Origin of the sequence: Snuella sedimenti (genome assembly GCF_016428595.1) — a bacterium.
GTDB classification, from domain to species: Bacteria; Bacteroidota; Bacteroidia; order Flavobacteriales; family Flavobacteriaceae; genus Snuella; species Snuella sedimenti.
This window is the reverse complement of record NZ_JAELVQ010000034.1, coordinates 19388-34375: the sequence shown is the minus strand read 5'-3', so window position 1 is coordinate 34375 and position 14988 is coordinate 19388. Positions and strand designations below refer to the sequence as shown.

At 35.5% G+C, this 14988-nt stretch carries 13 protein-coding genes; 5 read left to right on the top strand and 8 right to left on the bottom strand.

Annotated elements, in window-relative coordinates; all coding sequences use genetic code 11:
* Positions 1–185: 185 nt before the first annotated feature.
* Together JF259_RS16540 and JF259_RS16535 are read left to right on the top strand one after the other, a co-directional pair.
* Complete coding sequence (locus tag JF259_RS16540) at positions 186–692, top strand: RNA polymerase sigma factor (RefSeq protein WP_199116819.1); 507 nt, start codon at positions 186–188, stop codon at positions 690–692.
* Positions 689–1279 carry a hypothetical protein gene (locus JF259_RS16535; RefSeq protein WP_199116818.1) on the top strand — a complete coding sequence of 197 codons (591 nt, stop codon included), beginning with the start codon at positions 689–691 and terminating at the stop codon, positions 1277–1279. The genes JF259_RS16540 and JF259_RS16535 overlap by 4 nt, the downstream gene beginning before the upstream one ends.
* Before the next feature lie 28 nt (positions 1280–1307).
* Here the strand turns inward: JF259_RS16535 and JF259_RS16530 are convergent, their stop codons facing one another.
* The 8 genes from JF259_RS16530 to leuS all read right to left on the bottom strand — a co-directional run bounded on the left by JF259_RS16530 (position 1308) and on the right by leuS (position 12063).
* Entirely contained in the window at positions 1308–3080 is a 1773-nt protein-coding gene (locus JF259_RS16530) for a MutS-related protein (RefSeq protein ID WP_199116817.1), read from the bottom strand.
* 243 nt (positions 3081–3323) lie between these two features.
* Positions 3324–4127 carry a peroxiredoxin family protein gene (locus JF259_RS16525; RefSeq protein ID WP_199116816.1) on the bottom strand — a complete coding sequence of 268 codons (804 nt, stop codon included), beginning with the start codon at positions 4125–4127 and terminating at the stop codon, positions 3324–3326.
* Between the two features lie 188 nt (positions 4128–4315).
* Positions 4316–6052, bottom strand: coding sequence for an AIPR family protein (locus JF259_RS16520; RefSeq protein WP_199116815.1), 1737 nt, complete (start codon positions 6050–6052; stop codon positions 4316–4318).
* Positions 6053–6858: 806 nt separating this feature from the next.
* A complete protein-coding gene (locus JF259_RS16515; RefSeq protein ID WP_199116814.1) occupies positions 6859–7563 on the bottom strand; it encodes a Bax inhibitor-1/YccA family protein in 705 nt (234 codons plus the stop codon).
* A gap of 103 nt (positions 7564–7666) precedes the next feature.
* Positions 7667–8362: a zinc metallopeptidase gene (locus JF259_RS16510; RefSeq protein WP_199116813.1), complete on the bottom strand. Its 696-nt coding sequence runs from the start codon at positions 8360–8362 to the stop codon at positions 7667–7669.
* Positions 8363–8446: 84 nt separating this feature from the next.
* Positions 8447–8698, bottom strand: a complete 252-nt coding sequence (locus JF259_RS16505) for a SemiSWEET family sugar transporter (protein ID WP_199116812.1) — start codon at positions 8696–8698, stop codon at positions 8447–8449.
* An 8-nt stretch (positions 8699–8706) separates the two neighbouring features.
* Complete coding sequence (locus tag JF259_RS16500) at positions 8707–9012, bottom strand: DUF6370 family protein (RefSeq protein WP_199116811.1); 306 nt, start codon at positions 9010–9012, stop codon at positions 8707–8709.
* Positions 9013–9249: 237 nt separating this feature from the next.
* On the bottom strand, positions 9250–12063 hold the full coding sequence (gene leuS / locus JF259_RS16495; RefSeq protein WP_199116821.1) for a leucine--tRNA ligase: 2814 nt from the start codon (positions 12061–12063) through the stop codon (positions 9250–9252).
* Between the two features lie 293 nt (positions 12064–12356).
* Between leuS and JF259_RS16490 the strand changes: the two genes are divergently transcribed.
* The 3 genes from JF259_RS16490 (at position 12357) to JF259_RS16480 (ending at position 14976) form a co-directional block, all read left to right on the top strand.
* Entirely contained in the window at positions 12357–13271 is a 915-nt protein-coding gene (locus tag JF259_RS16490; RefSeq protein WP_199116810.1) for a DMT family transporter, read from the top strand.
* Between the two features lie 162 nt (positions 13272–13433).
* Positions 13434–14312: a cell division protein FtsX gene (locus tag JF259_RS16485; protein WP_199116809.1), complete on the top strand. Its 879-nt coding sequence runs from the start codon at positions 13434–13436 to the stop codon at positions 14310–14312.
* Between the two features lie 238 nt (positions 14313–14550).
* Positions 14551–14976: a hypothetical protein gene (locus JF259_RS16480; protein WP_199116808.1), complete on the top strand. Its 426-nt coding sequence runs from the start codon at positions 14551–14553 to the stop codon at positions 14974–14976.
* The last annotated feature ends 12 nt before the right edge of the window (positions 14977–14988 follow it).

The following is a 14988-nucleotide window of genomic DNA, read 5'->3' as shown; positions in this document are numbered from 1 at the left end:
ACCTTGGTTTTGACCAAAGTTATTCTGTAAATCAAATCAAAAAATCAAAGAACGTATCGTATATGTTGTATTTACTGCATTTTTAGAGAATTAAACTTTAACAAACGCATCACTACTAATTGTCAATCTAAATTGTCATATTTTTAAAGCGCTTGTAACTAATACAATAGAAACAAGAAACAATTATGGGTAAAACATTGGAGGATGTCTTTTTAAAAGCGTTTGAAGAAAACCAACAAAAATTAGTAAGAATATGTTCTGTCTATTCCAAAAATTCTGAAGACACAAAAGACCTGCTACAGGAAGTCTTGATTAACATATGGAAATCTATGCCCTCATTTAAGGGGAAGTCCTCTATAGACACCTGGATGTATCGCATCACCCTTAATACCTGTCTGCGTTTTCAATCTAAAACCATTAAAAAGCAAAAGCGGTTTATTGCGATGGACAGTATTGTTATCGTTAATGAACAAACGGAAGCTAAAACTACTGAAAGCAACGAAAAACTAATAAAACTCCGAAGTTGTATCAATGCGTTGAATAAAGCAGACAAAGCCATTATAACGCTTTATCTGGAGAAAGTACCTTATAAAGACATTTCGATCATTACCGGCCTGACAGAAAACCACATAGCCGTAAAGATTAAAAGAATTAAGTTAAAATTATTGAACTGTATAAATGAATTATCATGATAGAAGATGAATTAATTAAAATCTGGCAGTCGTCAAGCAATCAGGAACGCATCAAGTTCGAGAAATCGAAACTGATGATAGAGCTACAATCCAGTTTAGGACGTTTACATCGCTGGTGGAAGTATTTAGAGCTTATTGAGCTAATTTCTGCCGGTATTGGTATACTAGCCTTTGCTTTTTACGTTTATTTCATTCCTTTCACCACTACTAAAATTGCTTCTGCCTTTTTTGTAATCTTACTGATCAATTTAGTCATTAAGGTAGTTGGTATAAAAAAATACAAGCCAAACGATTTGGATGAGAACTATCTTGATTATCTCAAAAAGACTCAAAAATATCTTAATGCCCAAAAGAGATTACTTAAAACCGCCGTGTATTGGCTTGTTTTACCTCTTTACCCCATATTGCTGCTCTTTTTTAGTGGTCTATGGCATATTTCTGCAACACACAATGTAATAATCATTACTTTTCTAGCTGCCATCGGCATAGGAATGCACGCGTACTTTTTAAATAAAAAACGGGTGAGAAATGAAATTATTCCCAGGCTCAAAAAATTGGATGAGCTTATAAAAACCTTAGAAGAATAAGTGCTGACTTAACGATCAATAAGAGGTTTTAAACAATCTCCATCTTCTTTAACAGGAAGGACGCATTCATATTTTTACAAACACCTTGTTTCAGAGTATAATCGAAATGAAGTTCGTCGTTAATGATCTCGGCATCAAAATAATAGTTTTTAACATCATCCAATTCCTTTTCGATCTCGCATAGGCTCAGGTCGTGCGTAGCGATAATACCCGTAGCATTGGATGCCACGAGTTTTTCAACAAACTTTCGGGAGCCAATGGCCTTATCGGTGCTGTTAGTACCTTTCAGTATTTCATCTAAAACAATAAAATAAGGTTCTTTTTGAATGGCCTCCACAATGTATTTTAAACGGGTTAATTCCGAAAAGAAATAGGAGCTATCATCGGTTAACGAATCGGATGTACGCATGCTCGTAATCAATTTTACGGGCGAATAGACACTGCTTTTAGCACAAACAGGCAATCCCATATTAGCCATAACAATATGCAGGGAAACGGTACGCAAAAAGGTACTTTTTCCAGCCATATTAGCTCCGGTAACAATAAAAAACTGCTCATTTTCCATCGTTAAATCACTGTCTACCCGTTTGTCCTTGTTTAACAATGGGTGCCCTAGGGCTTCAGCTTTTATAATGGCCTTGTCCTTGCTAATTTTAGGAAACACAAACTCTGGGTGATTATACACATAATTCCCAAGTGTATTAAACGCATCGAAAAAAGAAACGACCTCAAACCAATCGGCAACGGTATTGGCATACTGATGGATCCATTGTTCGATATGATAGGCATTTTTAATATCCGTCAGAAAGAAACCGTTTCCAAAAATAGCACCGATAAGATTGTTTCTATTATCCAAAGCATCCAGGGATTTTGAAAAGGCTTTAAAAATGACCGATGCTTTTTTGCCTTCCAACTGGATCTGTTGCTGCTTTTCTTTTAAAAGTTCGGAAGTAAAGGATTCCTTTTCTATTAAATCCAACAACAAGGCATATTGCCTAAAGGTATCCCTAACCTTATCGGTATTTAATGCCAGCACGTTTATCTTTTTTAAATAACGTCCCGTAATGCCCAATCCAACAAACAACAAATACCCTATAAAAGCAGGATTGGGTATTATACTAAGAGCTGTTAACACAAAAAACACAACCGATAGTACCCCAAAGCTCAGCGGCAACCATCGCATTATTTTTGGTAAAAAGACGTTGTGGTTTTGCAACCAAACAATAATTTGTTTTGCCGGCGTTTCAATATCTACCAAACTAGACGTCGCTGTATAGAACTGACGCCATTCCGGTTTTCCACTTAGTTCTTGTATCGCTTCCTGCCTTGCCTCAATACCATCTACAGCATTAGCTTTTAAAGCATCGGCTAACTTGTGTCTGCCTTCGTTAATAGTGGTTCTATTGATAAACTGAAACAACGACCCACGGCCAAACAGGTCGATATCCAAACTATAAAAGTGATTTGGATCTTGAAACTGCAAGCCCTTATCTCTGTCGTACCAGTCTCCAGAAGCTATTTTTATTTCTTCTTCATTAATCGCCACCAGCGCCTTGTTAAAATTTCTTTCTGCTTTAGTATCGGTATATTTTGAAAGCAAGTAAGCAAATGCAATAATACCCACCGCGGCTATAGGAACCACTAGCTGCCAATGCCCAAAAAACAGGTAAATACCAAAGCCTGTTCCTAAAAACACCAACAATCTGAGCGTACTTAGCAGTGTCATGCTTTTGTATAACCTATGGACTTCTGACTGGTATTTTTTTAAGTGGTCCTGGTAATATTTTAAGGGTTTTTCCATTTGTTTTTATTAATACGCTTACACGGTTGTTAAAACTGCCAAATTACTAAAAACCCTCTATCTGTTAAGGTAAATTTCACAGTTATTATGGCAATATTTTACGCTCTAATTGTCTAATTATTTTTAAAATGTTACAATAAATGATTAAACCGCATTTTAAGTGGTTTTTAAAGGTTTCCTGTTGCCTGGTGTTAACAAAACTTGGACTAAAAAGGTTACTGATTATGTATGAAGCTTTGTCTTCTAGTTTATTAAACTCTTCAAACGTATTATATCAACATCCTTGGCAATGATGATTCCTTGGTTATTGATTAAAAAATTAGTCGGAACACCTGTTATGCCATATTTTAACGCTGCCGTATTCTCTTTTCCTTTTAAATCACTAACATTTATCCAACCTAGTCCATCTTCTTCAATTGCCTGAATCCAAGACTCTTTATCGTCATCTACTGAAACACCAATAATGTTCAATCCCCTATTTTTAAAAATTTCATGAATCTCTACTAATTCAGGGTTTGACCTCCTACATGGCACACACCAAGAAGCCCAAAATTCGATTAAGGTATATTCTCCCAAGTGTTCTGAAAGTTTAACTTTCTCCCCATATTGATTCTGCAATTCGAAATCAACATACTTGTCATTAATTTCTGGAGTTTGAGATAAATCAATAAAATTAGATATATTTTGCCCGAGCTGAGAACTCTTTATTGTTTCGGACATTGGTTGAAACAATTCTTGAGTTACCTCCTTACCATAAAGAAATTTTAAATTATTTAAGGTTTCGGCTGACACAAAAGATTGGGGGTTCTCATAAATGAAACTTCGATATACATCGAGTTGTTTTTGCTTATTTTCCTTAAAATGTTGCCTAACAACATTTCTATAAATGGTATCGGAAGGCCTTTGCCTAAGGATATAATCCAAACTATCCCAGACCATATTAGTAAAGACCAACTTCTCTTCAAGTATTTTTAAATCACGGTCATAGGAACTAATGTTTTTTGAATCTTGAATGCTTTTATTTTGGGTATTTCCAATGAGTGACATTGAGAAAATTAATAAAAACAATAGAAATGACTTACTAAAAGACTTCATATTATAATCTTACATTCATAGTGTATTCAAAAGTACTAACCACACTCTATTACTATTTGTAACAATGGATTATAATGCTATAAATTTTCAAATTGCATCTACTTTAATTCAAGCTTTAGCACTTAACCCTGGTGATTAATCTATTGCTTATATATAATATTGTGTGCGGTAATTTTATCAGCTCTTTCAATTAGGTTTTTAGTTTTGGATAATAGTTTTATATCCTGTTTATCAGCTTTATCAAACTCTGCTGTATCGATGACATTTAAACATTTCTGAAAAGCTTTCAATGACTCTGTATCATTATTTAAGATGTTTAACAGTTTTTGACAATAAGTATCCATTTTTTTTGAATTAAATGCTGGCATTGGCTCAGGTTGATAAATCATTCTAAATAACATCAATATATGAAATCTAACCTTTTTATATGAGGTGTCTATATTTCGTTTTCTAAAATGATTTTCAAGTTTATAATAAGCAAATGCACTGGTGTAATATGGAGAGAACACATGATCGGGCGTAAAAATCTGAGCTTTTCCTTCATTCAATCTACTTACAATTGTTCCAAAGAAGCTAGTTACTTGATGAGGGTTATCTAGAAACATGGCAGCAAAAGATTTTATTTGATAGGGAACAGTAATAATTCGTGTTTTCAAAACAGAACTGTCAGAATTATATTGTTTAGACCTTCTTTCGTAATAGAGTTTAGCATCACCACTATAAGAGTTATAGTATTGCTCAAGACTTCTTTGGAATGCTGTAAGAGAAGCTAATTGTTCTTTTTTAATTGGAGTTTGGTTATTAGTTGCAAGAGTAATTCTATTCTTTATTTCGTCATCATCCGTAGCAATAATCTTAACAGGAACATTAACATTTCCTATAAAACTACTTGATCTATTATTAAAGAGTACATTACTAGTTTGGCAACCATTTACAATTTGATAATCTCTTATTGTAAACTTATCTCCTGTGGGAGAAATAGAACTTGCTACTATTGTTACACCATTATTAAGTACACTAAAAAGATCTGAATCAGAATTATTTAATGTTTTTTCAATACCATTATTAACATCATTATTTGTCCCTTGGAAATCTCGAACATTATCTTCAAAAACGTTTACTAAGTTATCTTCTTCATCAGATAGAATCTTTCTAAACTCAGAAAAAGGAAGAATTCCAATATAGGCTTCCGATATTCCATTAATAGTTGGCAATGTTACTCGATTAGAAAATGTCAAAGTTGTACTGATTGACTCCTTAGTCTTTCGATATGAAGTAGCTATCTCCTTCGCTCCATATGGATAAAATAATATTTTTTCAAATAGATTAAACTGCTCTATCTCAGATTTACCTTGATTAATCACAGCTAACAGATTTTGATCATTAACCCATTTACCAGTAGTACAATAGAACATTTTTATTGAAGGGTTCTCTTTAAAGTGAGGAGCTTTTTCATAAATGTAATCAGATATTTCAGCAAATTTTTCTATATCGGAATTTCGAACCAAGGAAGGATTTTCAGAAAAAAAATCCTTTACTCCAAAAATAAAAGTATTTACTTCTCCACTGTTAAAACTTGAAGAAGTTTTTGCTTGCGTAAAAATATATTGAACTTCAAGAAAATTGTTTCTCTCAAGTAAATCATCTATTTCATCTTTATTTTCAACAAGCTGCCCATTAACAATTATTGCTAAGCCATCTATTCCCGTGTCACCACCATCACCTATTGTAATCGCATTAATATCAATCGTTTTTGAATAGTCATTTGAAACAATACAATAATTCACAAGTTTCTCAAAGTCTTTCGCATCTCCTTCAGTCACTAATTCTTGACTTTGAAGTAATTCTATAATTAAGCTTTTAGTTATTCTATCCATACTTATACTTTATATTATCTTTATACCTTATATACCTACCAGTTGAGTTTATTTATATAACTACAAGTCGTAAAATTACAACACTAATTTTCCCACAATATAACGAGCTTTAATCAGCTTTTCAAATCATTTTTTAAGTTTTTTATTACAGATAAGTTTACTAGATGCTTTTAGCCTTTTTGAAACAAATTCGACACAATTCATAGGTTCAAGAGAAAATGAACCGACCTACCGATAAAACCCTTAAAAATCAAGGTAGCAGGAAGGCATAGGGATGAAAATCTTGTTTGACCCCGAAGTAATGAGGGGGAGGTATTTTCATCCGTGGAAGGAGATACCGTAGCATTTTATCAGGGTTTTATCGTAAGCCTAGACCTTTTTGCTTACTTTTTGCGGCAATGGGAAAAAGTAAGAAATCATAATATAGTTCTGACCAACGATTCCGAACATAGTACTAAACATAGTTTTATTATATACATAGCCAAAAGTGGATGCCTGCCACAGTTTATCTTGAGTAAAGACCAAAGGCAGGTATGACAAAAGAAAATTAAAAAAAACAGGAACTACGGTCTACCGAGAAAGTAACAAATAAACGCAAAACATCAGTCGAGATCTCGTTTACTTTTGTATTGTCATACAGAGCGAAACAAAGTGAAGCGAAGTATCTCTGTAACATGAGCAACAATAATAAGAAACTACAAGAACTTGAATAAGATGCTTCAGTCGGCTTAAGGCCTCCTTCTGCATGACAACAAAAAAACCCTGAACAACTTCAAGGCTTGACTTATATTAATTTACAATTTCTCTTAATCGCGTGACATCAGAATACTTAGCACATACCAAAACAGTAACATGAGTGATGCAAATAAGCCTAAGGCTGCTGGCACATATTCATCATTTGAATATTTATGAACCAAGTTAGATGTTTGGTATAATATGGATCCAGCGGCCAATGCACACATGGCAACAGAAAACCAAAGTCCTAAGTTAAATCCGAATAAGGTACCTGCCAAAATGAGACCAATAGCGATAAAGAACCCAACGGTTAAACCTGCTTTTAAAAACGAAAAATCCTTTTTGGTTACAAACACAATGGCCGATAAACCGGTAAATAATCCCAAAGTAATAATGGCCGCCTGGTTTAAAATCTCCGAACCGGAGTCCGTATAGACAGCAGCTATATAAATTAGAGGTACAAAAATGAATGCTTCAGCTAAAATATACAAGCCATAAGCCATATACTGCTTATTCCTATCCGCCGTTCTTAAGGTCATACGCTCCGCATAATTGGTTACCAACATAAATCCGCCCAACATGATCAACCAACGGTACCCTTCGGTCATAGACAATGCAAAATTAACAATGGCCTCACTTTGAAGCAACAGGTACTCGAAAAGGATAAATACCAGTACTCCACCCGCAACATGCGTATAGGTCTTTTTATAAAAAGTGACTTTGTCCGCTTCTGAAAGATCGGCTACCATCAGTTTGTTTTGAATCCTATTTTCCATAAATAATATTGTTTTTTGTTAGTGCCCTAAATGTAATAAAAAAAGAAACCGAATTCCTACGCAACTGTAAAAATTCGGTTTTTATTTACATTATCAGTCTTAATTAATCTCTGGAACCAAATACTTGCAGTGCCCAATACAACAAGGATGCAAGTGCTCCAATAGCTGCCACCAAATAGGTTCGCGCTGCCCATTTAAGGGCGTCTTCAGAACCTGCATACTCCTCTTGGGTAACCATGTTTTTGTTTTTTAGCCATGCTAAGGCACGATGGCTCGCATCGTACTCTACAGGCAATGTTATAAAACTAAATAAGGTCGCAAAGCCCATAAATACCACACCGGCTGCTGCTACCCACCAACCTAAACCTACTCCGGCTGCACCTCCTAATATAAGGCCTCCAATAATTAACCATTGCGACATACCTGATGTAACACTCACTACTGGCACTAAAGACGATCGCATTTGCAACCAGCTATAAGCTTTGGCATGTTGTACAGCATGACCGCATTCGTGTGCTGCTACGGCAGCTGCTGCGGCATTACGCTGGTGATAAACCGATTCGCTTAAATTAACCGTTTTATTATTGGGGTTATAATGATCGGTTAGCTGTCCAGGGGTCGAAATCACTTCAACATCATAAATACCATGATCGTGAAGCATTTTCTCTGCAATCTCACGACCACTCATACCATTACGCAATTGCGTCTTAGAGTATTTTTCGAATTTACGTTTTAGAGTATTACTAACTGCCCAACTTACTAAGGCTATAGCTCCTATTAATATATAATATCCTATCATTTTTTTCTTTTTTTATGCTTTATTACGAAATAATCATAGCAATAATAACGCCAATCTTTTAATATGAAAGTTTGTCAGTTAACATTATTTTTTAGCATATTTTATTTTAAAATACACTAACAGAAACGACGACAGGATTGTAACACAATTGGCAAAAATCATGGAAGGGCTTTTTATTTGAATACCATAAATAAGCCATAGAACAATACCCGTAAAAAACAATAACAACATGGGCAGCGATAATCCCGATACATCTTTAGTCTTCCAGGTTTTATACACCTGAGGTAAAAATGCTGCGGTTGTTAAAAAGGCTGCTATAAAACCAATTATTTCCATCTGTGAAATTATTGATCCAACAATTCAACAGTACTTACTTTAAAACGATCACCTATCAGCTCACCTTCTACTTCCGCTTTTCTAATGACTTCACAAAACCCGGTATGCTCATCATGAGCATCGCCAAAATCATCAATATCTGCTCCATCCACAAAATACGACTCCTCATTAATCCGAACGGCCAAATCACAACCATCTTGGGAAGTCATCCCAAACTGACACTGCCCACATGACAACTCCACTGTTTGTTTTTTACTTGAATTAGCACAGGAGACGGCTAAAAGCAACACACAAATCAAAAATATCTGTTTCATCGGTTTTCATTTTATACTATTAAACCTGTTGTACTCTTTGAATTTATTATTTTTATGCAATGTCCGTTAGAGTGATTTTTAAAAAAATCGTATCGACAACTATTTCAAAGACTAAAAATTCTCATTCTCGATACAAATTTCACTCATTTCAATCGTGAAATCCACTCGAATTGACAAATTTTTATCAAAATGCACAATAGGTACTATTAATACTTATCGATACAATTCCCTAACCTATTAACCCACAACATTTACGATTTTCCCAGGGACTACAATCACCTTTTTAGGGGTACGTCCTTGCAACTGTTCTTGGGTTTTTTCGTGATCCAACACGGTTTTTTCAATATCTTCTTTACTCATATCCAACGGTAGCTCCAAGGTAAAACGCATTTTACCATTAAAGGAAATCGGGTAATTCTTGCTACTTTCTACTAGATGACTAGCCTCAAATTCTGGAAATGGCGCCGTAGAAATCGATTCAGTATTTCCTAACTGACTCCATAATTCCTCTGCAATATGCGGTGCATAGGGTGCTATTAAAACCAGTAACGGTTCTAAAATAGCCTTGCTCGTACATTTTTGAGCGGTTAACTCGTTTACAGCAATCATAAAAGTAGACACCGAGGTATTAAACGAGAAATTCTCGATATCTTCCTGTACTTTCTTAATGGTTTTATGCAGTGTTTTTAAACTATCTTTTGAGGGTTCTGTATTGGTAACCTTTAATCCGCTATCGTCTACATATAATTTCCATAACTTTTTAAGGAAACTGTGCACGCCCGTAATACCTGCCGTGTTCCAAGGTTTGTATTGCTCTAAAGGTCCCAAAAACATTTCATATAAGCGTAAACTGTCTGCACCGTATTGTTTACAGATATTGTCCGGGTTGACGACATTGTATTTGGATTTGGACATTTTTTCAACATCACGACCTACTTTATATACGCCTTCTTCAAGTACAAACTCTGCCTCATTAAACTCCTCTCGCCAATTTTTAAAAGCCTCAATATCTAATTCATCGGAAGCATTTACAAAAGCGACATCGGCATGGATAGGTTGCACATTTTTGCCTTCAATTAATCCTTTGGATAAAAACTTATTTTCTCCTTCAACCCTATAAACAAAAGCACTCGTCCCCAGGATCATCCCCTGGTTAATGAGTTTCTTGGCATACTCATCCACAGGCACCAATCCTTTATCGAACAGGAATTTCTGCCAAAAACGCGAATACAACAAGTGCCCAGTGGCATGCTCACTACCTCCAATATACAAGTCGACATCTTTCCAGTAATTCAAAGCTTCCTTACTGGCAAATGCGTTCTCATTATTGGCATCCATATAACGGTTAAAATACCAGGAACTACCGGCCCAACCGGGCATGGTATTTAGCTCTAAGGGGAAGACATTTTCATTATCGATAAGATTATTTGAAACAACCTCCGCCTTGAGGCGATCCCAGGCCCAAACGGTGGCATTTCCTAACGGCGGCTCACCGGTTTCGGTGGGTAAATATTTTTCTACTTCGGGTAATTGTATTGGTAAATGCTCCGCTTCAATCATTTGCGGCATCCCATTTACATAATATACCGGAAAAGGCTCTCCCCAGTAACGCTGGCGGCTAAATACCGCATCACGCAAACGGTAGTTGATTTTCCCTTCTCCGCAACCAAGTTTTTCAAGTTCTAAAATAACTTTTTTGGTGGCTTCTTTATAGTTTAAACCATTTAAAAAGTCACTATTGGCTATGATGGTATTATCCTTATCGGCAAATGCTACCTCAGAAATATCAACGCCTTCAAAAATATTAGGAATGGGGATATTAAAATGCTTTGCAAAATCGTAATCACGCTGATCACCACAAGGTACAGACATCACAGCACCTGTTCCATAACCAGCCAACACATAATCACCAATCCAAATTGGAATGGGCTCTTTGGTAAATGGATGCTCGGCATAGGCTCCTGTAAACGCGCCTGTAATGGTTTTTACATCGGCCATCCTATCGCGTTCACTACGCTTTGCTGTTGCCTCTACATAAGCTTCAACCTCAGCTTGCTGCTCTGGCGTTGTTATTTGGGACACCAATTCATGTTCTGGTGCCAAGGTCATAAAACTAACACCAAAAATGGTATCGGGACGGGTAGTAAATACCGAAATTCTGAATTCTGAATTCTGAATTCTGAATTCCACTTGCGCGCCAACCGATTTGCCTATCCAGTTACGCTGACTTTCCTTAAGTGCATCGGTCCAATCTATTTTTTCCAAACCTTGCAATAAGCGTTCGGCATAGGCCGAAATACGCATACTCCACTGGGTCATTTTTTTCCTTATAACTGGATGTCCGCCTCGTTCGGATACACCATTTACAATTTCATCGTTAGCCAATACCGTTCCTAATGCTGGACACCAGTTTACTTCGGTTTCGGCTAAATAGGTTAAACGATACTGCAATAAGATCTCTTGTTGTTTTTCGGACGATAAAGACAGCCAATCTTCTGCAGTAAACATATCAACATTTTCATCAGAAGCGGCATTAACATTGGCATTCCCTTCTTTTTCAAAGATGCTGATCAATTCCGTAATATCCTCTGCTTTGTCGCTATCGTTATTATACCACGAATTGAACAATTGAATGAAGATCCATTGGGTCCATTTATAATAACTAGGATCGCTGGTACGGACTTCGCGACTCCAATCGAAAGAAAACCCTATTTGATCTAGCTGCCTGCGATAGGTTTTTATGTTTTCGGCTGTTGTTATTGCCGGGTGCTGTCCCGTTTGAATGGCATATTGCTCAGCTGGTAAGCCAAAGCTATCATAACCTTGCGGATGCAATACGTTAAAGCCTTGATGGCGCTTGTATCGCGCATATATATCGGAAGCTATATAGCCTAGCGGATGACCAACATGTAATCCGGCCCCACTCGGGTAAGGAAACATGTCCAACACATAAAACTTAGGCTTATCTGAATTATTTTCAGCCTTAAAGGTTTGATTTTTGGCCCAGTAATCTTGCCACTTCTTTTCGATTTGATTGAAATCGTACTTCATCCTAATTGTAATTCTACTTTTTAAAAGCGCAAATTTACGGTTTATAAACAAAGAACTCATTTAAACTTTTTCAATTTGCTAAAAAATTGCCCTTTTTCACCACTTTTCGTTATGAAAATCCTCATTTAGCGCTGCTAAACTCCGGTTTTAAAGCCTTAATTAGCAAAAAAATAACCTATAACAAATTTCAAAAACGAATTTTAAACAGTCTCTTAATAAATAAGGCAAAAAATCCCATTAAAAGCTGTTTTTCAATGATTATGGATTACTTTTGCCGCTTAAAAAAAACACGTTTGAAACAACCTATTTATAAAGCGCATCTTGCTCTTTTGGGAGCCAACTTAATCTATGGTGCTAATTACATTATAGCCAAAGGCATTATGCCCGAAAAAATAAACCCAAACGCTTTTGTTTTTATCCGGTTAATCTGTTGCACCTTATTATTTTGGTTTATTAAGTCATTTTTCATAAAAGAATCCGTGGCCAAAAAGGACTTCCCAAAACTGGCACTTTGTGGCTTGCTGGGAGCCGCAGCCAATCAGTTGTTATTCTTTCACGGCATTAATTTAACATCACCAATCGATGCTTCTATTATCATGACTGCTACTCCAGTTATTGTCCTTATCTTTAGTGCACTTATTCTTAAAGAGCGCATTACCAAAAACAAAGTGTTGGGCATTACCATTGGCGGTATTGGTGCTGTTTTTTTAATTGTTTATGGCAGTAGTGCTATTGGCACTAGCTCTTTTCTTGGTAACCTGTTCGTTTTAATGAACGCTTCCTGTTATGGACTGTACCTGGTGGTTGTTAAACCTTTAATGAAAAAATACCATGCCGTAACCATAATTAGCTGGGTGTTTTTATTTGGTTTTATATACATTATTCCTTTTGGATTTAATGACCTATTAGCTACCAACTTTGCTGCGTTTACTACAAACACCTATTTGGTAATTGGGTATGTGGTGGTTTTTACTACCTTTTTTGCTTATTTATTCAATATTTATGCCCTTAAGTATGTATCACCTTCGGTAAACAGTAGTTATATTTATTTACAACCCATGATAAGTTTTATTATGGTAAGCATTTATGCTTATGTACTGAACAATAATATCTATACACAAGACATTAACCTTTTAAAAATATTAAGTTGCCTGATGGTTGTTGTAGGTGTTTATTTAGTTAGCAAACCATCAAAAAAACTAGCTTGACCCCAACAAGCTACACAACATTATTTAATTATTGAAGTTATATCAAAACAGTTGGCTTTTGCTTTTTAGTCAAAAATCATTTTTGGCAAAGTCAAAAGACAAGCACTTTTAAACTTTCTTTAGATTAACTTTTATATTTTTACGTCATCAATACACTATTCTATGAGTTCATCATTTGAAAGACATCAAAAGCGTCGCCTTATCTCATCTTACTTTTCGGTAGTTTTAAGTATTGCTTTGGTCTTATTTTTATTGGGACTATTGGGTATGTTAATATTGAATGCAAAAAAAGTCTCCGATCACTTTAAAGAGCAGGTGGTTGTTACCATTTATCTAAAGGACACAGCTAAAGACATAGAAATAAAGCAGTTACAAAAAAGCCTAGCTATAGCCGACTACGTAAAATCTACCGAGTATGTTTCTAAAGAGCAAGCGGCTGAATTCATGAAAGCTGAAAATGGAGAAGACTTTATGGATTTTGTAGGTTATAACCCATTACAAAATTCTATTGACGTCCATTTAAAAGCTGATTTTGTTACATCTGAGCATCTTGAAAAAATGGCTTCTGATACACTTAACAAGGATTTTGTTGACGAGGTAACCTACGATAACGATCTGGTCAATTTAATGAATGAAAACGTTAAAAAAATCAGCTTTTGGGTATTGGTTATCAGTGCTATTTTTACTTTAATTGCTGTATTGTTAATCAATAGTTCCATTCGGTTAGCAGTTTACTCTAAACGTTTTACGATAAAAACCATGCAAATGGTTGGTGCAACCAAACAATTTATCAGGCGTCCATTTGTATGGAAAAGTGTCCGCTTGGGTATAATCGGAGCGCTTTTAGCTATAACGGGCATGGCTATTGTTTTATATTACCTAAATAAAACATTCCCTGAACTGGAATTACTTAACAACGTAAGCTTAGTAACTTTACTATTTGTTTTTGTATTTACATTGGGCATTGTTATTACTTGGGCAAGTACACACATTGCAACCCAAAGGTTCTTGAATTTAAAAACAGATCAGCTCTATTATTAATGAGTGTCTTGATAAGCAATTTTCTTGTTTTCGATACACCAAATCACAGATTTGGAATTCTAACTGACGAAAATTTATAGGTTCAAAGTACTTCCCAATACAAAATTCTCTCAAAATTTTATAGAAAAGACGTATTTACTATTAGACAAAGCTCACCTAATTAATAATTCAAATTTTTAATCGTAGTAAGCAACCTTTTTACTTTTTTAGCATCTTTAAGAAAAATGTCTAAATAGTTATGGTTAAAAAATTGCTGTTGATTTTGGTTTTAATTTATGTCGGTTCGGCATGTAACAACAATGACGAAACCGACCCGAACTGTGCCAATATAGCCTGTACCGAAGAGTTTAGAACACTTACCTTAACGATAAAGGACTCTAACGATATGCCGGTTGCATTAGATAGTTTTAAAGTAGTCGCTGTTATATCTGGTGACGATCTCACCCGAGAAACCAATAGCAGTGAACTCGCTTTGATGCAACAAAATGGTACATACCCCCTATTTGGAGACGAACATGCCAACACCTATCAAAATAAAGAACTAGAAGTTCAGTTTAGGGGCTTTAAGGATGATCAACAAATCGTTTCAGAAAACTATGTTGTAGCTGCCGATTGTTGCCATGTTTTTCTTGTTTCGGGAACGACTGAAGTGGTATTAGAATAGGATTTCTATACC

Excerpts from the sequence above, each read along its gene's own strand:
- JF259_RS16525 (WP_199116816.1), bottom strand. The coding sequence starts at position 4,127 with ATGTCACTCATTGGAAATACCCAAAATAAAAGCATTCAAGATTCAAAA.
- JF259_RS16520 (WP_199116815.1), bottom strand. The coding sequence starts at position 6,052 with ATGGATAGAATAACTAAAAGCTTAATTATAGAATTACTTCAAAGTCAA.
- JF259_RS16480 (WP_199116808.1), top strand. The coding sequence starts at position 14,551 with ATGGTTAAAAAATTGCTGTTGATTTTGGTTTTAATTTATGTCGGTTCG.
- JF259_RS16500 (WP_199116811.1), bottom strand. The coding sequence starts at position 9,012 with ATGAAACAGATATTTTTGATTTGTGTGTTGCTTTTAGCCGTCTCCTGT.
- leuS (WP_199116821.1), bottom strand. The coding sequence starts at position 12,063 with ATGAAGTACGATTTCAATCAAATCGAAAAGAAGTGGCAAGATTACTGG.
- JF259_RS16505 (WP_199116812.1), bottom strand. The coding sequence starts at position 8,698 with ATGGAAATAATTGGTTTTATAGCAGCCTTTTTAACAACCGCAGCATTT.
- JF259_RS16530 (WP_199116817.1), bottom strand. The coding sequence starts at position 3,080 with ATGGAAAAACCCTTAAAATATTACCAGGACCACTTAAAAAAATACCAG.
- JF259_RS16535 (WP_199116818.1), top strand. The coding sequence starts at position 689 with ATGATAGAAGATGAATTAATTAAAATCTGGCAGTCGTCAAGCAATCAG.
- JF259_RS16515 (WP_199116814.1), bottom strand. The coding sequence starts at position 7,563 with ATGGAAAATAGGATTCAAAACAAACTGATGGTAGCCGATCTTTCAGAA.
- JF259_RS16485 (WP_199116809.1), top strand. The coding sequence starts at position 13,434 with ATGAGTTCATCATTTGAAAGACATCAAAAGCGTCGCCTTATCTCATCT.
- JF259_RS16540 (WP_199116819.1), top strand. The coding sequence starts at position 186 with ATGGGTAAAACATTGGAGGATGTCTTTTTAAAAGCGTTTGAAGAAAAC.
- JF259_RS16510 (WP_199116813.1), bottom strand. The coding sequence starts at position 8,362 with ATGATAGGATATTATATATTAATAGGAGCTATAGCCTTAGTAAGTTGG.